The following is a 19,612-nucleotide window of genomic DNA, read 5'->3' on the forward strand; positions in this document are numbered from 1 at the left end:
AACTCGATACGCCGAGCGCCCACCCTCCCGTCTACAGCGCGGCAGCGGCGCTGACGTCTGCGCACGGGTGGGAGGCACCGTGACCGCGCCGATCTGGATGGCGTTTCCCCCGGAGGTGCATTCGACGCTGCTCTCCAGCGGCCCCGGGCCGGGGCCGCTGCTGGCGTCGGCTGCGGCCTGGAATTCACTCAGCGCCGAATACGCCGGGGTCGCTGACGAGCTGACCGCGGTGTTGGGCGCGGTACAGGCCGGCGTCTGGGACGGTCCGACCGCTGCGGCGTACGTCGCCGCCAATGCGCCGTATCTGGCGTGGCTGATGCAGGCCAGCGCCAACAGTGCGGCCACGGCCAGCCAGCAAGAAACCGCGGCAGCCGCCTACACCAGCGCGCTGGCGGCCATGCCGACACTGGTCGAACTGGCCGCCAACCACGCCACCCACGCGGTATTGGTGGCGACGAATTTCTTCGGCATCAACACCATCCCAATCGCGCTCAACGAGGCCGACTACGTGCGGATGTGGATACAGGCCGCCACCACGATGGGCACCTACCAGGCGATCGCCACCTCAGCGGTGGCCGCCACGCCGCAGACCAGCCCCGCGCCGCAGATCGTGAAATCCAACGCCACATCCGACCCGCCACAAGCCGCCACCAGCCCCGCAACGTCGGCCGTGGATTCGATATTCAACCTCTTGACGCAGCTGTCGACCAATCCGCTCTACACCGACTTCTACGACAACCTGCTGGGGCCGCTAGGCAATGTCGCACTTCAGGGAATCCCCCCTGGAGAATTTGCCTTCATCGGCAACCCGTTCTTTTTCTTCAGCCCCGCGAACCTGGCGTATGCGGCGGTACCCATCGACCCGGGCACATTTGCCGCCTTGGTCTCTAGCTTGGTGTCGGGCACACTGGCCGGTTTACCCGAGGTGGTAGGGATAGCCGCGGCGACGGGTAATCCCGCAATTGTGGCGATCGTTTTGATATTCAACGCTATCGAATTCATTTCGTTTCTGGTCACGAATATCATCCAGTTGCTGCACTGGCTGCTCGACACAGCGACGTCGCTGATCCCGGCTGTTCTTCCCCTGCTGACCGCCGCTTTGGCCCCGGTCGCCGCCCCCGTGGGTGCGCTGAGCGGCGTCGCGGGCGTGGCGGGGCTGGCGGGGCTGGCCGGTCTGGCGCCGCCGGCTACGGTGCCCGTCACACCACCCGTCGCGGCGCTGGCTCCGGCGTTGAGCCCGGCCCCGACCCCAGCTCCCGCTCCGGCCCCCGCGCCAGCGCCCACCGCAACGCCCGCACCCCCCACGGCCGCGGGCCCACCGCCACCAGCGCCCGCCCCACCGCCCCCGGCCGCCGCAGGCATGCCGGGTTTCTCCTATGTGGTGGGAAGCCTTCCCGCCGAGGTTCGGGCGAGCGCCCGTGCCAAGGCTCGGGCGCCGACCCGCGATCAGGCCGAGATCCCGGCCGCCGCGGCCGCGGCGGCGGCTGGGCAGAAGGCGCGGGACCGCCGACGCCGGCGAGCGAAGGTCACAATGCTCGGTCGCGGCTATGAGTACATGGATGTGGAGCCAGAACCCGGCGCGTCGGCGGAAGACCGGGACAACCAGCCCGGCGCGGCGCCGGTCTCGGATGGCGCTGCCGGATCGATTGGTTTCACCGGGACCACGCGCAAGCGGACCACCGCACACCCAGCGGGGCTGGCCGCTCTGGCCGACGACTCGGCCGGCGGCGGCTCGTGGGTGCCGATGATGCCGGCTACCTGGGAGCGCGACGCGGACCGGGAGTCCGCGCGGCTTCCCGACCAGAAGGACTCGCAGAACGACACTTAATGAAACTCATTGCGCATCAACCCAAGCGACCCTACTGGCGAGGCAGCATCATGAGCGGTGCGCGGCGGCCATGCGTGCGTTGCCTTATTTGCTGCGACGATGTGGTGGCGGGATCCGCTGAGTATCAGGCTCGCCGCACGGCGAGTACGGTGTTATCTAAGCCGGCGCAACGGCCGGGGAAGGGTTCCCCAATGACCGATATCGACACCACCGCCCCCGCCATTGTCGAAACCGAAAGCGGTGGCCGCGAACAGCGTTGGGCGCTGCCCGCCGACGAGGCGAGCCTGCTCGAGCTGATCCACATCTGCTTCGACGAGTACTGGGACCAAATCTGGTTCGGGATCATCATGGAGGGCGCGGCCTGGGAAGTGGCGGCGCCCAATCCGCCCCGGCGGATCTCGATGCACGACGGCTACGCCACGGTCGACTTCGGCCGCTGGCATTTCCACCTGTGCATCGGCGAAAACCAGGGACGCGGCCGCGAACTCGGCCGGATCCGGAAATGCGCGCGAGCGGAGCTCTACCGTCGCCTCGCCAGCGACGGATTCCCCTGCTCATGGGGTGTGCGTCTTTACAACGGACGGGGCGAACAGATGATGACAGTGATGTTGCCGAACCCGTTTCTCACCAACCACCAGCAGATTCGCGACGAGCCGGCCTGGGGACAGCTGGAATTATGGGACAAGCTCCGGGCCCGGTATCTAGGGCTGAGTCCCGACCCATTCGATCGCGCCGGCAAGGGTTTTCGGCACAGCTAGGTGGCCGGCGGCGCAAAAACCAGGCCACCGGTGGCCGCCAGGGGCCCGGCGCTGCTTCATCCCCGCTCCCGGATTCCTGCAAACCACTTGCACGACTAGTGTGACGCACATTACAGTCGTGGCTGAAACCAACGTCGGAGATTCAGGCACGACGACCCACGCCCATCCACACGAGGCGACAGCAATGACGCCACCCACGCTGGTGGACCCGGCACTTTCAGCATCACCCGCGACCAGCGACCGCGAGCAGATGGCGCACCTGCTGCGCCGGGCAGGTTTCGGCGCGACGGCCGACGAACTCGACTCCTATCTGGCGGCGGGTTACCAGGCCACCGTCGAAGCACTGGTGAACCCGCCCGAGGAAACGCCAACATACGGCTGCTACCCCGATCACGACCTGGTGGACCGGTACTTCACGGCCTCGGTGGGCCCACGCAGCCCCGAGTACGCGTGGCCGCAGTGGATGTGGCGGCTGCTCACCACCACCCGTCCGCTGCAGGAGAAGATGGCGCTGTTTTGGCACGGGCTGTTCGCCACCGGCGTCAAATACCCGCTGCCGTGCTCGGCCCAGCTCGAGCAGATCGAGATGTTCCGCCGGCGCGGCATGGGCGGCTTCGAAGAACTGCTGCGCAGCCTCTCCCGAGATCCGGCCATGCTGTTCTGGCTGGACAACCAGGCCAATCACAAGGACGCACCCAACGAGAACTACGCCCGGGAACTCCTGGAGCTATTCACGATGGGGGTGGGCAACTACACCGAGGCCGACGTCAAAGCGGCGGCGCGAGCGTTCACCGGCTGGGGGGTCATCCCGATGATGCCGCAGTTCTTCCTGGGCACCTTCCCGGCCGCGTTCCGCTACGACGAGTCTGACCACGACGCCACCGACAAGACCTTCTTGGGCCATACCGGCCCCTTCAACGGCGACGACATCATCGCCATCATCGTCCAGCAGCCGGCGACCGCCCGGTTCCTGTGCGATCGGCTCTACCGCTTTTTCGTCGCCGACGAACCCGATGAGTCGGGCCGCGCCGAAATCGCCCGGCTCAGCGCGGTGTTCCTGGACACCGGTGGTGATGTGCGCAGCCTGCTGCGAGCCGTCTTCACCTCCGATCACTTCCGGTCCGAGCAGGTGCGCTACCGCAAGGTCAAAAGCCCCGTCGAGCTGATGGTCGGCACGGCCCGGCTCACCGGCCGCTGGCAGCTGCCCACCACCGATGTCGCCGAGCTTGCCCGCAACGCGCACTTCATGGGCCAGTCCCTGCTCAACCCGCCCTCTGTGGAGGGGTGGCATGAAGGTGAGGAGTGGATCGACAGCGCGGGGTTGATCGAGCGGATCAATTGCGCCAGCGCCGAGATCACCCACCCCGAAGCCCCGGGGGTTCAGCGCATCGTGGCCCGGGTCCGGGCATGGCTGGAAAACTGTGCCGACCAGACACCCGCCGCCTGGGTGGACGCGTGTCTGCAGGCAATGGGCTCGCTGAAAATCTCGCCAGAAACACGTCAGGTGTTAACCGAACACCTGGCCGACCCGCCGGCGCCCCGCGCCGGCGCCCACGCGGTTGAGCGCTACACGCTGGAGTTGCTGAGGGCAATTGTGTCGACCCCCGACTACCAGTACTGCTGAGACAGCTGGCCCACACCGAGCACCGAACCCGTCGACATCGCTAGCAAAGGTGACAGAGGTGACCACACCGGTGACTGCATCCCAAGAACCGACCCGGCTGGTGGTTGTGCAGCTCACGGGCGGTAACGACTATCTGAACACGGTCGTTCCCTACGCCGACGGCCGCTACTACGACTTCCGGCCCCATGTCGCGCTCGGAGAGGACGCCGTGTTGCCCATCGATGAGCGGGTCGGCTTCAGTTCGGCCCTGGCGCCGATCGCGCGCCTCTACGAGCAGAAAAAGGTGGCGGTGGTGATGGGAATCGGCTACCCCAACCACAGCCGTTCGCACTTTCGGTCCATGGACATCTGGCACACCGCCGAACCGGACGAGGTGAAGCTGGAGGGGTGGTTGGCCAAGGTCGCCTCACTGCTCGACCCCCGGCACACCAACCCAGTACTGGCGGTGAACTTCGGGCGCGGCCTGCCCAGGGCCCTGTCCCTGCCAGGGGTCCCGGCAGCATCGGTGAGCAGCCTCGACAAGTACGGCCTGTTCCCCGATATCGGGCCCGGGGATAGCCGTGACCGCCTGTTGCGGGTGGTCCACGACGCCTACTCTCGCCAGCCAAACCCCCAGACAGCGTGGGGGTCGCCTCGCTTGTTCAACACCGGCCGGTCCGCCCAGCAGGGCATCGCAATGCTCAACGCCGCCGCCGCGGCGTATCGCTCCCGCGTCGAGTACCCGCAGTTCAACCAGATCGCCACGGACCTGAAAGGCGTGGCCACGGTGATGGCGGGAAACCTGGGAACCCGCATCTTCTACACCAGTTTCGGCAGCTTCGACACCCATACCGACGAGGTGGCGTCGCACGCTCGGCTCTGGGAGAAGGTCTCGGCAGCTCTCGAGGCGTTCTTCACCGACCTGGACAACCTGGGGCTGCGGCGCACCACACTGGTCCTGGTCTTCTCCGAGTTCGGTCGACGCATCGCCGAGAACAACATCGGGACCGACCACGGCGCGGGCGGGGTGGCCTTCCTCATCGGCGACGAGGTGGCCGGTGGACTGTATGGCGAATACCCGAATCTGGCGCCGGAAGCGCAGGACGAGGGAGATGTGCGGCCCAGCACCGACTTTCGCGCCATGTATGCGTCAATCCTCGAGCAGTTCCTCGACGTGGACGCCCGAGACGTGCTGGGCACCAACACCCGCTTCGAGCAGCTTCCCCTTCGGGCGGCAGCATGAGCACCGCCGGGCTTACCGGGGTTCGTGAGACGCGACCGCGCTGCCGCGCCATCGGCGTGGCCCGCATGAGCGGACAGGGCTTCAGCCATCCGGTCGATGTGGCGCTCACAAACGACGACACGGTGTATGTGCTCAGCAGGTCCAGCGCCTGGAAGGACAAGAACCCGCGCATAACGGTGACATCGCTTGACGAGCGCAGCTTCGCTGAGATCGGAAGCTTCGGCACCGGGCCCGGCTGTTTCCTGGCGCCGACGGCTGTGGCCACCGATCGCCATGGTCGAATCTATGTCGCCGACGAAGATTTGCACCGGATCTCGGTCTTCGATCCGGACGGAACCTGCGTCATGCACTGGGGAACCCGGGGGTCCGGCCCCGGCCAGCTGGACCGGCCCGCGGGACTCCGGGTCGACAACGACGGCTGCCTGTGGGTCGTCGACGCGCTCAACGCCCGGGTGCAGCGGTTCACGCCGGAGGGGACCCTGGTGTCGTGCTTCGGCTCCTTCGGCGCCGAACCCGGGCAGCTCAACATGCCCTGGGGTGTGGCGATCGGCCCCCGGGGTGACATCTGGGTTTCCGATTGGCGCAACAACCGGGTGCAGCGCTTCGGTCCCGACGGTGATGTGCGCGGGATCTACGGGCAGGGTCTGCTGAGTCGCCCCGCAGGTCTTGCGGTGGACGCAGCCGGAGGGCTGTCCGTGTCGGATTGGGGGCACGACTGCGTGCAGGTATTCGACGAGCAGGGCCGGCACCGGGGAACTTTAGCCGGTGACGCCACGCTTTCGCGGTGGGCACAGCAGTGGCTGGACATGTACCCGCAGGTGAACCAGCGACGGCAAGAAGCGAGCCGCTACGCCGAGGAACAACGCTTCTTCCGGCCGGTTGGTATGGTCATCGGACCGCAAGGGCAGCTGCTGGTGGCAGATTCGGGTCGCCATCGGGTCCAAATCTACGAGCCCCCCTGGACAGCCGGTGATCGGCTGTGACAGTGCCTGCGGCAGCGCGCCGGCAGCGGAGACTTCCGGTGCGGCCATTGTGTGAGCGTGATTGGCGGGTCGGACGCGGCTGGATCGACACGTTCTAGCGTGATGACATGACCGACGACGACATTCTGCTGACCGACACCCGCGAGCGCGTGCGCACCTTGACGCTCAACCGGCCGCAGGCGCGCAATGCGCTGTCCGCGGCACTGCGTGACCGGGTTTTCGCCGCCCTCGCCGACGCCGAGGCCGATGACGCGGTCGATGTCATCATCCTCACCGGTACCGATCCGGCGTTCTGCGCGGGACTGGACCTCAAGGAACTGGGCGCCCAATCGGCGCTACCGGACATCTCGCCGCGGTGGCCGTCGATGAGCAAGCCGGTGATCGGCGCGATCAACGGCGCCGCCGTCACGGGCGGGCTTGAGCTGGCGCTCTATTGCGACATCCTGATCGCCTCGGAGCAGGCACGATTCGCCGACACGCATGCGCGGGTGGGGCTGCTGCCCACCTGGGGGCTGAGCGTCCGGCTGCCGCAACGGGTGGGTGTGGGCCTGGCCCGGCGGATGAGCCTGACCGGCGACTACCTGTCCGCCGGCGAGGCGCTGCGGGCCGGCTTGGTCACCGAAGTGGTGCCGCACGAGAAGCTGCTGCCCGCCGCCCGCCGGCTGGCGGCATCTGTCGTCGGCAACAACCAACACGCGGTGCGGGCGCTGCTGGCCTCCTATCACCGTATCGACGAGTGCCACACCAGCGCGGGGCTGTGGCTGGAGGCGGCCGCGGCCAGGCAGTGGATGCGCACCGCCAGCGGCGACGACATCGCCGCCAACCGCGAAGCCGTGCTGCAGCGCGGACGCACGCAGGTGCGTTGATCGAATCGCGTCTTAATTACGCGGTGCTCGCGAGGCCGGGCGGTCACCAGATTGGGGAAACAACGACCCTGGCGGGCGCTTGCGCTGCAGGCACCTACCGGAACCGAGGTGTTTTCGGTTCTGGCCGAACGTATCTGGTGGCCAGCTGCGGTATTCGTCATTGACACATCGTTTGATGAAACCCGCCTGCCGTTGCGAGTAGTGCGCTACCTGAATTCGTTTCGCCGCGGTCTGCTCCAGGAAGGTAACGACGGGTTAGGACCCTGCGACATTGCCCCTACCGGGCTTGGGTCGCATCTGACGGATGCCCGAAAACCTGGCACGCTTTGCCGACACCGAGCACCGGGCGGAGCCGATGACGCTTTTGTACTCCGGGGTCGATCTCCGTGAACCACCCGGGTATCTCGTTGTCATGCTCGCCGACACCGCACCTGCCGACTACTGTCACACGGGCAGCCGGTCACTGCCGCGAGGCTGACGCCGGTGCTGGTGCGAGCCCTCGTTCGTCGAGCCAAAACTAAAGCAGCCCAACAGACGAACGGCAGTTCGTCGTTCCCGGGAACAGGTCGGCTCTGCGGATGCGCCGGGATATACGGTCGCGGTGGGCAGTGCACGCCACGACGAGTTACTCAGATCGTGACAGATAACGCGCGGACCTGTGCTATCCCACCCCGAAAACGGGGAATCAACACCATATTCCCGCCCCGTTCGCACGGCTAAACGCCCTCATTGCTACGCGTTGCCCCCGTCAATAGCCGGCACGAAACGAGTAGTCGCTACCCGCGCATAGCGTGCAGGGCCGCCGATACGTTCCTGGCACCCCCAAATGAGTTCAACCGGCCGCAAGGCCGTACGGCTAAGGAGGAACACTGAAATGCCGCGATTACCGTCCTCGACTCCGCTGTCGCTAGACGATGGTGTGGAGCCGACACCCGCAACGTCGCTCAGTGACGTTGATCAGCCGAGGCCAGCACCGGCTGTCATCACCGAACAACAGGTTCTGTTTGGCACCGCGGCGGCGGTGCGGGCGCCGTCGACTCGGTGGTGGAAGCGAATGACTCATGCCCTCGCCCCGCGTATCGTCGCCCCACCAGCGGCTGATTCACGGCGAAGGCATTACCCGTCGTGCTTGGACTTCCTTGAAGATTCGCGCATGGCGCGCGAAATGTATCGGCTTTAACCCGAGTTGCCCCTCACAGCCTCTGCTCTTCAGACAGCATCCCGAAAATCCGCTGCCGGCGGATTACCGTCGTCTTGACCGATATGGCCACCGAACCTGACGTGGCGACTTACACTCGGATTCCATGGGCCGCCGTTGGCAGCTGCTCGAGCGTCCCCTGGAGCACGACAGGATTCGGTCTGCGCTGACCGGCGGTGACAGTTGCGGCGTCGTCTTATTCGGCGCCGCAGGTGTCGGTAAGACAACGCTGGCCCGTGCCGTGACGACCTCGCCGCGTTCCCAGGTGCGCTGGGCGGCCTGTACCGAATCCTCGCGCAGCATCCCGCTGGGCGCGTTCGCGCAATGGGTGAATCCGTCAGCGTCGCGCGACCCGATCACGCTTATCGCATCGGCACGCGAATCAATTCTCGCCGAGCGCGATACGGTCGTCAGCATCGACGATGCGCACTTCTTAGACCAACTGTCCGCGACAATGCTGCACCAAATCGCGGTCGACCGGGCCGCCCGTATTCTGGCCACGGTCCGCAGCGGCGAGCCGGTTCCCGACGCTGTCACCTCGTTGTGGAAGGACGGCTACTTGCAGCGCCTGGAGCTGCAGCCGTTCACCAAAGAGCAGACGATCGCGCTTGTCGAACGAGTCCTCGGTGGGACGCTCGAGGGTCTCAGCGCTGATGTCATGTGGGAATCATCGGGCGGCAACCCGCTGTTCATCCGGCATATGGTCGAGGGGGCACTGGATGCCGGAACCCTCGCCGAAATCGACGGGGTGTGGCAGCTGCGGGGACCCACCGTTGTTCCGTCCGGTTTGGCAGCGTTGTTGGAAAACCGTCTCGATCACGCAGGCGCTGGAGTTGTGAACGCAATGAAGCTGTTGGCATTGTGCGAACCGCTCGAAATCGACACGCTCTGCGAACTGGCCGGTGAGGAGGCGATCGACACGGCTGAGATGCACGGGTTGATCCGGGTTGGCCACGACGGCGCACATGTCAATGCACGGTTCAGCCATCCGCTCTTTGGCGATGTGGTTCGCCGCCGTATCGGCACTGCGTCGGCGCGAAAACTCCGGGGCCGCCTCGTGCAGGTTCTGCGCGAGCGCGAACTTCACTCCGCCGCCGGCCGCATCCGCCTGGCGCAGCTTTGTGTCGACAGTGATCAGACCGTCGGCACGGATCTCCTTGTCGCCGCGGCCAAGGACGCGATGTTCCTGTCGAACCTTCCGCTGGGCGAACGGATCGCCCGCGCGGCATTTGAGCGCAGCGGTGGGGTGCAGGAAGCTGAGCTACTGTCGCGCGCACTGCTGTGGCAGGGTCATCCGGTGCAGGCTGATGAGATTCTCGCCCGGTTTGAACCCGCGGACCTTGACGAGTTGCAGCTCGTCCAGTGGGGCATTCCGCATCTGTCGATTCTGTTCTGGTCAATGGGCGATGTCGCACGGGCCAATCACGTCTTGGCGTTGTTGCGTCAACGTGTGCAACACCCGGCTTTGAAGCTTGTGGTAGAAGCCACCGGTTCGGCTATAGCGGTGCATGAGAATAGGGTTGCTGAAGGCATTGCCGAAGCTGAGCGTGTCTTAGCCGATGAGCACGCTCCGAAACAAGCGGTCGAATGGGCCGCTTTCGCCGCAGGTCTGGCTATGCCGGTCGCTGGCCGTGGTGCGGACTTTGAACCGATCGCCGCCCGGTGCCGTGCCGGGCAGAAGGCCACTGAGGGCATGATCCGGGTTATGGTGCGCTACTGCGACGTGCTCGCACTCACCTCTATCGGGGAGCTGGACCGGGCCGATAGGCGTGCAGCCGATTACGCTGAATTCTCTTCTCCTGGACAGCGTTTAGCGTGGGCTATTGCGAAAATCACGGCCGGCCTTGTGGCGGTCTACCGCGGCAAGTTTCCCGACGCCATCTCCGCACTCGAGCAGGCAGTTGCCGCGCAGGCTGCCGAAGTCTCCATGCCGTGGCGGCTGCCGGCAAGAACCCTGTTAGCGAAAGCTTATGCGGCTCTTGGCCGCACCGAAGAGGCGGAACGCGTGTTTACCGACGCAGCCGAACATACCGGACCGCACCTGGCGCTGCACGCCCCGCAGCTGACCATCGCCAAATCATGGCACGCCGCGGCCAAAGGTCTTCAAGGACGTGCCGTCGAATTAGCCAGAGCCGCTGCCGATAGCGCACACAACGCTGGCCAGTACGCCGTCGAAGCCGAGGCGTTGCACCACGCCGCACGGTTTGGCGATCGCACGGTCGTGAGTCAGCTCGCGGCGACGACCGCGCACGTTGGTGGACGACTGGTGGATCTTTATGCCCGCCACGCGGCCGCGGTGGCCGCCTGCGACGCTGCCGCGCTGGACGCTTTGAGTGTGGAATTCGAAGACGCCGGCGTAATCCTGTCGGCAGCTGACACCGCCGCACAGGCCGCAGCGTTGCATAACCGCGCCGGTGAGCAACGCAAAAATGCCGAGTTGTCAGCGCGGGCGCTACGACTGGCCGCACAATGCGGCGGAGCGACAACACCGGCGATCAGGTCCGCGGCACGACCTCTTCCGGTGACCTCCCGCGAGCGGGAGATCGCCGCACTGGTTGCGGAGGGATTGTCAAACCGGCAAATCGCGGATCGGCTGACCGTGTCGGTGCGAACTGTCGAGGGCCACATCTACCGCGCGTGCATCAAACTCGACGTATCCGATCGCGATGAACTCGCAAAGATCGTTTGCCGGGACATCAACACGTGACCGAGACCGTTCCCTCACCCCGCTGGTCTGGGGTGGGATAGTGAGCAGGACGAGGATCCCAACGTGCTCAACGCGCTCAGATTCATTCGAATCCGGTGAAAACATAAGGGCTGCAATCTCCGTCGGTATGGGATGTGGTCGCGGTGACGAAGGCGCACAGCGACGCCCAGCCGGCGCGGGGCAGCGGTTGACATGCCGGGACCGTCTCAGACAGCCGCGCGGTCGCCGCCGGTGCGGCCGTGGCGCTATTGCGCGCGGACCGCCGACACGGCTTTGACAAGGAGGTTCGACATGACCTGTTGGGGGTTGATTTGTGTGTCTGCGCTGCCCATGACCACGACGGATGTCTGACCGTTGAGCGCCGCCGTGAAGAGATAGTCGGGATCTCCCGCGGGGTTGGCGTTCAACTTCACACCGGTCGTCGTGACACCAGCGATGCGGGGGGCACCGCCCACGACGAGCAGACGCCGCGCCGTGAACCGCGTCAGCCCTGCCCCGGGCACCGGTCGGTTCAGTGCAGCCACACCATCCGTCGACCTTCGGGCAGCGGTTCAGCCCCGGTTCGTCACTGTCGATCAGCCGAGTGCGGCGCGCAACAAGGCAACGACATCGACGGCGGAGCCGGTGACCGAGTAACCCGCAGCCAGTTTGTGGCCACCGCCGCCGAACCGCTGCGCCACGACGGACAAGTCCACCGCGGCCTTGGCCCGCATGGACACCGACCACTGCCGCGGCTCGACTTCTTTAAACACCGCAGCCACTTCGGCTTCCCGGGTTGTGCGCACGATGTCGACGATGCTTTCGACTTCTTCCGGCCGGGCGGCAACCCACTCCTGATGCCCCACGATGACATAGACCAGCCCACGACCGCCGGCCGCGTCGGGCACCAGTTGCGCCGATCCCAGCACCCGCGCCAGCATCGCCAACCACACGAACGGATGGGTGTCCAGCAGCGAACGGGTGACCGCAGCATTGTCCACGCCGATCTCGACCAGCCGTGCCGCCAGCCGGTATCCGCGCGGACTGGCCCAACGGAATGAACCGGTATCGGTCGTCAGCCCGGCGTAGATGCAGTACGCCACGTCTGCGTCGATGGGCTTGTCCCACGCGTCGAGCAGATCGGCGACCAGCATTGTGGTGGAGTCTGCCGAGGCGTCGACGAAGTTCGCGGTGCCGAACAGCTGGTTGGAGGCGTGATGATCGATGACCAGTACTTCTTGGCCTGGCGCAGCCAGATCCCCGAGCGCGCCGAGTCGGCTGACACTTGGAATGTCCACCGTGACAACCAAATCGACGTCACGGCTCATGGCGTCGGGGCTGACCAGCAGCTGCGCGCCGGGCAGCGACTGCAGCGACTCCGGCAGCGTCGCCGGCGCGGCAAAGCTGACCTCGACCTTCTTTCCGCACCGGTCCAGGACCAACGCCAGGGCCAGGCCGGCGCCCATCGTGTCGGCGTCCGGGTAGACATGACACACCACGGCGATTCTCGTCGCGGCCGCCAGCAGCTCGGCAGCACCGACGGCGTTGACCCGTCTAGCGTTTGCGGCCGGATCAGTCGCGTCGACCGTCGTCACCGGTGTCCTTTGTGGTCGTCCACCCGTCGGGCTGCTCACCCCGCATAGCCGGGGGAGACAGTTCCCCGCCCCCTCGATACGGATCGGCCTCCCCCGCCGGCTTGGCACCGGAACGAACCCGCTCCAGATCGGCATCAGCGGCACGGGCACGAGCCAGCAACTGCTCCATCCGGTGCACCGAGTCGGGCACCGGATCGCGCACGAACGTCAGGGTGGGGGTGAACCTCACACCGGTGCCAGCCCCGACCTTGGAGCGCAGCACCCCTTTGGCCCGTTCCAGCGCGGCGGCCGCGCCATCGTAGTTCGGTTCGTCGTCCAGGGTGCGGCCCATCACCGTGTAGTACAGCGTCGCGTCATGCAGATCAGCGGTCACTTTCACATCGGTGATCGTGACGCCGTCCAGCCGCGGATCTTTGATCTCGTACTCGATCGCCGACGCAACGATCGCCGAGATCCGCTTGGCCAGCCGCCGCGCTCGAGCCGGGTCAGCCATCACGGACACTCCTAGCCTCATGGGCCATGTTCGCTTCGTTCCGCCGCGCCTCGCGGCCTTGGGTTCCCTCGGTCGTCAGGCCCGTTCTTTCTGGACCAGCTCGTACGTTTCGACGACGTCCCCTTCTTTGATATCGGAGTAGCCGAGTGTCAAACCGCACTCGTAGCCCTCACGGACTTCGGCGACATCATCCTTCTCCCGGCGCAGCGAGGCCACCGTGAGGTTGTCGGCGACCACGATGTTGTCCCGCAGCAGCCGGGCCTTGGCGTTGCGGCGCACCACTCCGGAGGTGACCAGACACCCGCCGATGACGCCGAACTTGCTGGACCGAAACAGCGCGCGAACCTCGGCGCGGCCCAGCTGAACCTCTTCGTACACCGGCTTGAGCAGGCCGCGCAGCGCCTTCTCGATCTCATCGATGGCCTGGTAGATCACCGAGTAGTAGCGGATCTCGACACCTTCGCGATTGGCCAGCTCGGTGGCTTTGCCCTCGGCGCGCACATTGAACCCGATAATGATCGCATCCGACGCCGACGCCAGATTGACGTTGGTTTCGGTGATCGCACCGACCCCGCGGTCGATGACCCGCAACGCCACCTCGTCGTCGACCTGGATGCCCATCAGGGCCTCTTCCAGTGCCTCCACGGTCCCGGCGTTGTCACCTTTGAGGATCAGGTTCAGCTGGCTGGTTTCCTTCAGCGCCGAATCCAGATCTTCCAAGCTGATCCGCTTGCGGGCGCGAGCCGCCATCGCATTGCGCTTGCGCGCGCTCCGGCGGTCGGCGATCTGGCGGGCGATGCGGTCTTCGTCGACGACGAGGAAGTTGTCACCCGCGCCCGGCACCGACGTGAATCCGATCACCTGAACCGGCCGCGACGGCAGCGCCGCCTCGACATCCGCACCGTGCTCGTCGACCATGCGGCGCACCCTGCCATAGGCATCGCCGGCGACCACCGAATCACCCACATGCAGCGTGCCGCGCTGCACCAGCACCGTGGCCACCGGACCGCGACCGCGGTCCAGTTGCGCCTCGATCACCACACCCTGGGCTTCCATATTAGGGTTGGCCCGCAGGTCAAGGGCCGCGTCAGCGGTCAGCAGCACCGCCTCAAGCAGCTGGTCGATGTTGGTGCCCTGCTTGGCGGAGATATCGACGAACATGGTGTCGCCGCCGAATTCCTCAGGCACCAAACCGTATTCGGTGAGCTGCCCACGAATCTTGGCCGGGTCGGCCCCTTCCTTGTCGATCTTGTTGACCGCCACCACGATTGGCACGTCCGCAGCTTGCGCGTGGTTGATGGCCTCCACTGTCTGCGGCATCACGCCGTCATCGGCGGCCACCACCAGGATCGCGATGTCGGTAGCCTGCGCACCGCGGGCACGCATCGCGGTGAATGCCTCATGGCCCGGGGTGTCGATGAATGTGATGAGCCGCTCGGTGCCGTCATGCTCGACAGCGACCTGGTAGGCGCCGATGTGCTGGGTGATACCGCCGGCCTCGGCCTCGCGGACATTGGTTTTGCGGATGGTGTCCAGCAGCCGGGTTTTCCCGTGGTCGACGTGGCCCATCACAGTCACCACCGGCGGGCGGACTTGCAGATCCTCCTCACCGCCCTCATCCTCGCCATAGGTCAGATCGAAGGACTCCAGCAGCTCGCGGTCCTCGTCTTCGGGGCTGACGACCTGCACGTTGTAGTTCATCTCGCTGCCCAGCAACTCAAGGGTCTCGTCACCCACCGACTGGGTCGCGGTGACCATCTCACCGAGGTTGAACAGCGCCTGCACCAGTGCGGCCGGATTAGCGTCGATCTTCTCCGCGAAATCCGCCAGTGACGCCCCGCGGGCCAGCCGGATGGTCTCACCGTTGCCGTGGGGAAGCCGCACACCGCCGACGACCGGGGCCTGCATCGAGTCGTATTCCTGGCGCTTCTGCCGCTTGGACTTGCGTCCACGTTTGGGTGCACCGCCGGGACGGCCGAACGCCCCAGCGGCCCCACCGCGCTGACCGGGACGACCGGCGGCGCCGGGACGGCCGCGGTAACCGACACCCGGCGGGGCGCCGACCCCGCCGCCGCGGTAGGTGCCGCCACCTCCTGCGGGACGCCCGCCGGCTGGAATACCGGGACGGCCCCCCGGCGCGGGTCGCGGCCCGCCCGGACGCGGCGGACGGGCTTGACCACCGGGAGCCCCGGGCCGGGGCGGCATACTGCCCGGGGAGATGCCCGGACGTGGCGCCCCGGGGCGGCCAACACCCGGCCGAGGTGCCTGCGGCCGCGGGATGGGCCGATCAATGGGCTGCGACGACGAGAACGGGTTGTTACCGACGCGCGGTGTGCGGATCCCGGGCTTCGGCGCCGGACTCGGACGGGGGCCGGGTGTGGCGCCGGACGGGGCCGCCGGATGGCTGGGCGGTGCGGCCGAGAGGCCTCCAGCGGTCGGCGCTGCAGGCGCCGCCGGCGATGTGGCCGGCCTGGATGCGGCAGGGGCGGATGGCGTGCGATCAGTGGTTTTGGCCGGAACCTCAGCCACACCTGTGTCCACGGGTGTGCTTGGCGCAGCGCCGGCCTCCCCGTTGCCGGACGCTTTGTCCACGGCCTTCTGCTCGGCCGCCTTACCGCCGCCAAACGATTCACGCAGCCGGCGCGCGACGGGTGCCTCCACCGTCGAGGACGCCGACTTGACGAATTCACCCTGCTCGCTTAGCCGGGCGAGAACTTCCTTGCTCGTAACACCGAGTTCCTTGGCCAACTCGTGTACGCGGGCCTTACCTGCCACTCGATCTCCTGTCCATGAGGCGACAGCGGTGGTGGGCCGCGCCTCGGTTTAGCTATGACGCATGGTCATCGGGACTTCACGGTGTGCTCATGTCCTTTGCTACCTATTCTGTTGGCCGGTGCGTCGAGCGAACTGACGTACTCGACTACCGCCGATGTGTCCGGTAAACCGGCGATACGCAGCGCTCGTGTGAAAGCTCGCCGCCGGATCGCCGACTTCGCACACTCCGGTACCGGATGCAGCCACGCACCCCGCCCCGGCAGGCTCCTCGCTGGATCAACGATCACGGCATATGCGCCGTTCCCGCTCGATACAGCCACCACGCGAAGCAGTCCGACGGCCAGCTCTCGCTTCCGGCACCCGACGCACGTGCGCACCGGTCCTCTGGTATGCCGACGCGTCGGGGTCGAAATCTCGCGCTGGGTCACGGCTTAGTCTACCTTCACCTCGCCGTGACTCAGAACCACCCGGCGATCGGGTCCGGCATCGGACAGGACCAGTGGCTCCGGCACGTGCCGCAGGGCGACAGCGCGTCACCGGTGCGCCGGCCGCACCCGCAGCAGCGGCAGGTCACGCGCGCGAGGATGTACGCCGGAGAACCGCTGCTTGACGGAACGGCAGACTGGCGGGATCTCAGCACGGTCGATTCCGCTGTGACCCAGCGGAACCCGCCCGCGTCGTCGCCGGAGAGATCTGCCTGGGTGTTGTTACCTGACACGGTGAGCTGCACGCGCCGGTGGCGTTGAGGTGACCGCAACCCCGGCCGATTCGCGGTGCCGGGTGGCCCTCACAGCACCGGAACGCTAATGGCCGTGGGCCACGCCGTGACTGGCATCCTGGTCGTGCTGGTCTGCCCCGGGTCCGGGCGAATCGCCGCGAATGTCGATACGCCATCCGGTGAGCCGGGCGGCCAGCCGCGCGTTCTGGCCCTCCTTGCCGATAGCCAGCGACAGCTGGAAATCAGGCACCACCACCCGAGCAGCCCGGGCCACGGGGTCGATGATCGTCACCGAGACGACCTTCGCCGGTGACAGCGCGTTGGCGACAAAGCGGGCGGGATCCTCGTCATAGTCGATGATGTCGATTTTCTCGCCGGACAGCTCGCTCATCACATTACGGACCCGCTGTCCCATGGGACCGATGCACGCACCTTTGGCATTCAAACCTGGCACCCGTGACGCCACCGCGATCTTGGACCGGTGACCTGCTTCCCGGGCGACGGCGACGATTTCCACCGACCCGTCCGCGATCTCGGGGACTTCCAGCGAGAACAGCTTGCGGACCAGGTTGGGGTGGGTACGCGACAACGTGATCAGCGGCTCTCGGGCACCGCGGCTCACACCCACCACATAGCAGCGCAACCGGTTGCCGTGTTCATAGCTCTCACCGGGAACCTGCTCGGCCACCGGAATGACGCCCTCGGACGGCTTGGTTTCGCTGCCGATCCTGACAACGACAAGACCACGGGCATTGGCGCGGCTGTCACGTTGGATCACGCCCGCGACGATCTCTCCCTCCCGGGTGGAAAACTCGCCGTAGGTGCGCTCGTTTTCCGCGTCGCGGAATCGCTGCAACATCACCTGCCGTGCAGTGGTGGCCGCGATTCTGCCGAACCCTTCGGGAGTGTCGTCCCATTCGCTGATGACATTGCCGTCGGCGTCGGTCTCGCGGGCGATGACCCGGGCGACACCGGTTTTGCGGTCGATCTCGATACGCGCCTCGGCCTGGTGTCCTTCGGTGTGTCGGTAGGCGCTGAGCACCGCGGCCTTGACGTCCTCGAGCAGCTCATCGAATGAAATGCCCCGATCCACAGCGATCGCGTGCAGCGCGGCCATGTCGATGTTCATATCCCGGCCTCCGTGCCCGCTGCCTGCCGCGCCAGCTCCAATTCTCGTGCGGCGGGCGGTGAAAACTCAACTTGCACAACGGCCTTGGTGATTGTGTCAAGCGGGATATGCCGAATCGTCCAGTCCCGGCCAGCTCGGACCACCAGCGCCACCGTGTCGCCCCGCGTCTCACCGACTCGGCCGCTCAGCTGTGATCCATCCGACAACGACAGTTCGACTTTGCGGCCACGGGCCCGGCGGAAGTGCTTCCCGGTCGTCAACGGCCGCTGCACACCCGGCGAGCTGACCTCGAGGATGTAATGCCGCCGGATGCTGCCCAGGCTGTCCAGCAACTCTGATGCAGAGCGCGACAACGCTGCGATGGTGTCCACGTCGAGCGCGGTGTCACCGTCGGCGATCACCGTAATCCGCGGTGGGCGAGCGCGGGTGTCGATGACGACCTCTTCGATGTCGTACCCGGCGCGCGCAAACTCCCCACCGAGTAGCTCGATCACCTGCGTTTGCGACGGTAGCCCGGTGGCCACAGCGAGCTCCTCATCTTGAGTTGTCGGGTCAGCACAGTGTCGCCGGGAGGGCGGCGTCGGCGGCCTTGCGGTCCGCCTGAGCCGGCGTTCCACGCGAACCAGCTACCAACGATACGCCAGATTTAGCGATCGGCCGGTGTGGCGAACACCGGTGACCGCTTCATGGCGCTGCGCTCGCGATGGCAGGATGTGGCCTGTGTCAGGCACTATGCCCGCCGTCAGCCGGCGACGACTGCTCGCCGGGGGTGCCGCCCTCGCCCTGTGCGGCGTGGTCGCGCCCGCGTGTGGCTCACCGCCCCCACCGCCTGCGGTCGACGACCTGCAATCGCAGTTGGAGCTGGCCCGCCACGACAGTGAGCTCGCCGCAGCAGTTGCCGCCGCCGAGTTGGCGCACACCGCTGCCGCCCTGAAAGAGGTCTCGGCGGAACGCGCACGACATGCCCAGGCGCTGGCCACTGAAATCGACCGCATCGCCGGACGCTCGACACATACCACCAAGGCTGCGACCAGCGCGACCACCACCACCACCACACCGGCCGCTCCCGCGCCGACGCTCTCCGATGTCGTCGACTCGCTGCGCACCTCCGCTGACAGCGCCACTCGACTGGCGGCCACCCTGTCGGGTTACCGGGCCGGTTTGCTTGGCTCCATCGCCGCGGCATGCACCGCCGCGTACTCGGTGGCGCTGGCGCCCGGAGGGGTCAAGCCGTGACCTCCCCGCAGTCCACCCCCAGCGCGCCGTCGTCGGGATCACGACGCCCGGGCGGGAGTGATAAGAGCGCTGCGGCCAACGCGGCCCTTCGTGACGCTTTGGCCACCGAACACGCCACTATCTACGGTTACGGCATCGTGTCCGCGCACGCCCAGCCGGGTGTCAACGACCTGGTCGCGACCGCGCTGGAGCAGCACCGCCAACGCCGCGACCACGTCATCGAGCTGCTGGCGGCCCGTTCGGTGCCGGCGCCGATCGCCGCGGCAGGCTACCAACTGCCGATACCGGTCAACACCGAGCGCGACGCGGCGCGGTTGGCTGTGCGGATGGAAAATGATTGCGCGGTGGCCTGGCGCGCGGTCATCGAACAGGCGCAGACACCCCCGGACCGCGCATTCGGAGTGACCGCCCTGACGCAGAGCGCGGTTTTGGCCGCACGCTGGAACCAGGTGTTGGGGGCATGGCCGATCACCACTGCGTTTCCCGGCGGCAGTGAATGAG

At 66.6% G+C, this 19,612-nt stretch carries 16 protein-coding genes; 9 read left to right on the forward strand and 7 right to left on the reverse strand.

Translation table 11 applies throughout. The features are described 5' to 3' along the window. The first annotated feature begins 79 nt into the window (after positions 1 to 79). The 7 genes from G6N08_RS18620 (at position 80) to G6N08_RS18650 (ending at position 11,186) form a co-directional block, all read left to right on the forward strand. On the forward strand, positions 80 to 1,828 hold the full coding sequence (locus G6N08_RS18620) for a PPE family protein (protein WP_163760890.1): 1,749 nt from the start codon (positions 80 to 82) through the stop codon (positions 1,826 to 1,828). 191 nt (positions 1,829 to 2,019) lie between these two features. Then, positions 2,020 to 2,586 (forward strand): DUF7676 family protein, encoded by a 567-nt coding sequence (locus G6N08_RS18625; RefSeq protein WP_174813307.1) that lies wholly within the window; start codon positions 2,020 to 2,022, stop codon positions 2,584 to 2,586. A gap of 118 nt (positions 2,587 to 2,704) precedes the next feature. Then, on the forward strand, positions 2,705 to 4,210 hold the full coding sequence (locus tag G6N08_RS18630) for a DUF1800 domain-containing protein (protein WP_163759799.1): 1,506 nt from the start codon (positions 2,705 to 2,707) through the stop codon (positions 4,208 to 4,210). A 58-nt stretch (positions 4,211 to 4,268) separates the two neighbouring features. Then, positions 4,269 to 5,432 carry a DUF1501 domain-containing protein gene (locus tag G6N08_RS18635; RefSeq protein WP_163759802.1) on the forward strand — a complete coding sequence of 388 codons (1,164 nt, stop codon included), beginning with the start codon at positions 4,269 to 4,271 and terminating at the stop codon, positions 5,430 to 5,432. Positions 5,433 to 5,497: 65 nt separating this feature from the next. After that, entirely contained in the window at positions 5,498 to 6,415 is a 918-nt protein-coding gene (locus G6N08_RS18640) for an NHL repeat-containing protein (RefSeq protein ID WP_163759806.1), read from the forward strand. Between the two features lie 107 nt (positions 6,416 to 6,522). Continuing rightward, entirely contained in the window at positions 6,523 to 7,281 is a 759-nt protein-coding gene (locus G6N08_RS18645) for an enoyl-CoA hydratase (RefSeq protein WP_163759809.1), read from the forward strand. A gap of 1,304 nt (positions 7,282 to 8,585) precedes the next feature. Further along, the gene (locus tag G6N08_RS18650) at positions 8,586 to 11,186 is read left to right on the forward strand and encodes a LuxR C-terminal-related transcriptional regulator (protein WP_163759813.1); all 2,601 of its coding nucleotides are present in this window, start codon (positions 8,586 to 8,588) and stop codon (positions 11,184 to 11,186) included. A gap of 245 nt (positions 11,187 to 11,431) precedes the next feature. Here G6N08_RS18650 and G6N08_RS18655 read toward each other — a convergent pair whose 3' ends face one another. The 7 genes from G6N08_RS18655 to rimP form a co-directional block, all read right to left on the reverse strand. Beyond that, positions 11,432 to 11,710, reverse strand: coding sequence for a hypothetical protein (locus G6N08_RS18655; RefSeq protein ID WP_174813308.1), 279 nt, complete (start codon positions 11,708 to 11,710; stop codon positions 11,432 to 11,434). Between the two features lie 51 nt (positions 11,711 to 11,761). Beyond that, positions 11,762 to 12,760 carry a DHH family phosphoesterase gene (locus G6N08_RS18660; protein ID WP_170301278.1) on the reverse strand — a complete coding sequence of 333 codons (999 nt, stop codon included), beginning with the start codon at positions 12,758 to 12,760 and terminating at the stop codon, positions 11,762 to 11,764. Continuing rightward, the gene (gene rbfA, locus G6N08_RS18665) at positions 12,738 to 13,253 is read right to left on the reverse strand and encodes a 30S ribosome-binding factor RbfA (RefSeq protein WP_163759819.1); all 516 of its coding nucleotides are present in this window, start codon (positions 13,251 to 13,253) and stop codon (positions 12,738 to 12,740) included. Before rbfA ends, G6N08_RS18660 begins: the two co-directional genes overlap by 23 nt. A 75-nt stretch (positions 13,254 to 13,328) precedes the next feature. Next, the gene (gene infB, locus G6N08_RS18670; protein WP_163759821.1) at positions 13,329 to 16,028 is read right to left on the reverse strand and encodes a translation initiation factor IF-2; all 2,700 of its coding nucleotides are present in this window, start codon (positions 16,026 to 16,028) and stop codon (positions 13,329 to 13,331) included. Between the two features lie 65 nt (positions 16,029 to 16,093). Continuing rightward, positions 16,094 to 16,456 (reverse strand): YlxR family protein, encoded by a 363-nt coding sequence (locus tag G6N08_RS18675; protein WP_218033400.1) that lies wholly within the window; start codon positions 16,454 to 16,456, stop codon positions 16,094 to 16,096. Between the two features lie 375 nt (positions 16,457 to 16,831). Next, positions 16,832 to 17,875 (reverse strand): transcription termination factor NusA, encoded by a 1,044-nt coding sequence (nusA, locus tag G6N08_RS18680; RefSeq protein WP_163759824.1) that lies wholly within the window; start codon positions 17,873 to 17,875, stop codon positions 16,832 to 16,834. Then, positions 17,872 to 18,399, reverse strand: coding sequence for a ribosome maturation factor RimP (gene rimP, locus G6N08_RS18685; protein ID WP_163759827.1), 528 nt, complete (start codon positions 18,397 to 18,399; stop codon positions 17,872 to 17,874). Before rimP ends, nusA begins: the two co-directional genes overlap by 4 nt. A gap of 187 nt (positions 18,400 to 18,586) precedes the next feature. On the opposite strand from rimP, the gene G6N08_RS18690 reads away from it, so the two are divergent. Both G6N08_RS18690 and G6N08_RS18695 read left to right on the forward strand, forming a co-directional pair. Continuing rightward, complete coding sequence (locus G6N08_RS18690) at positions 18,587 to 19,111, forward strand: hypothetical protein (RefSeq protein ID WP_163759830.1); 525 nt, start codon at positions 18,587 to 18,589, stop codon at positions 19,109 to 19,111. After that, entirely contained in the window at positions 19,108 to 19,611 is a 504-nt protein-coding gene (locus G6N08_RS18695; protein ID WP_281352779.1) for a ferritin-like domain-containing protein, read from the forward strand. Before G6N08_RS18690 ends, G6N08_RS18695 begins: the two co-directional genes overlap by 4 nt. Position 19,612 lies beyond the last annotated feature (1 nt).

It is taken from the genome of Mycobacterium botniense (genome assembly GCF_010723305.1).
In the GTDB taxonomy this organism is placed as follows: Bacteria; Actinomycetota; Actinomycetes; order Mycobacteriales; family Mycobacteriaceae; genus Mycobacterium; species Mycobacterium botniense.

What these genes read in the sequence shown, in the direction of transcription:
- G6N08_RS18640 (WP_163759806.1), top strand. Translation starts at nt 5,498, where the DNA reads ATGAGCGGACAGGGCTTCAGCCATCCGGTCGATGTGGCGCTCACAAAC.
- G6N08_RS18625 (WP_174813307.1), top strand. Translation starts at nt 2,020, where the DNA reads ATGACCGATATCGACACCACCGCCCCCGCCATTGTCGAAACCGAAAGC.
- G6N08_RS18650 (WP_163759813.1), top strand. Translation starts at nt 8,586, where the DNA reads ATGGGCCGCCGTTGGCAGCTGCTCGAGCGTCCCCTGGAGCACGACAGG.
- nusA (WP_163759824.1), bottom strand. Translation starts at nt 17,875, where the DNA reads ATGAACATCGACATGGCCGCGCTGCACGCGATCGCTGTGGATCGGGGC.
- G6N08_RS18645 (WP_163759809.1), top strand. Translation starts at nt 6,523, where the DNA reads ATGACCGACGACGACATTCTGCTGACCGACACCCGCGAGCGCGTGCGC.
- rbfA (WP_163759819.1), bottom strand. Translation starts at nt 13,253, where the DNA reads ATGGCTGACCCGGCTCGAGCGCGGCGGCTGGCCAAGCGGATCTCGGCG.
- G6N08_RS18690 (WP_163759830.1), top strand. Translation starts at nt 18,587, where the DNA reads ATGTGGCCTGTGTCAGGCACTATGCCCGCCGTCAGCCGGCGACGACTG.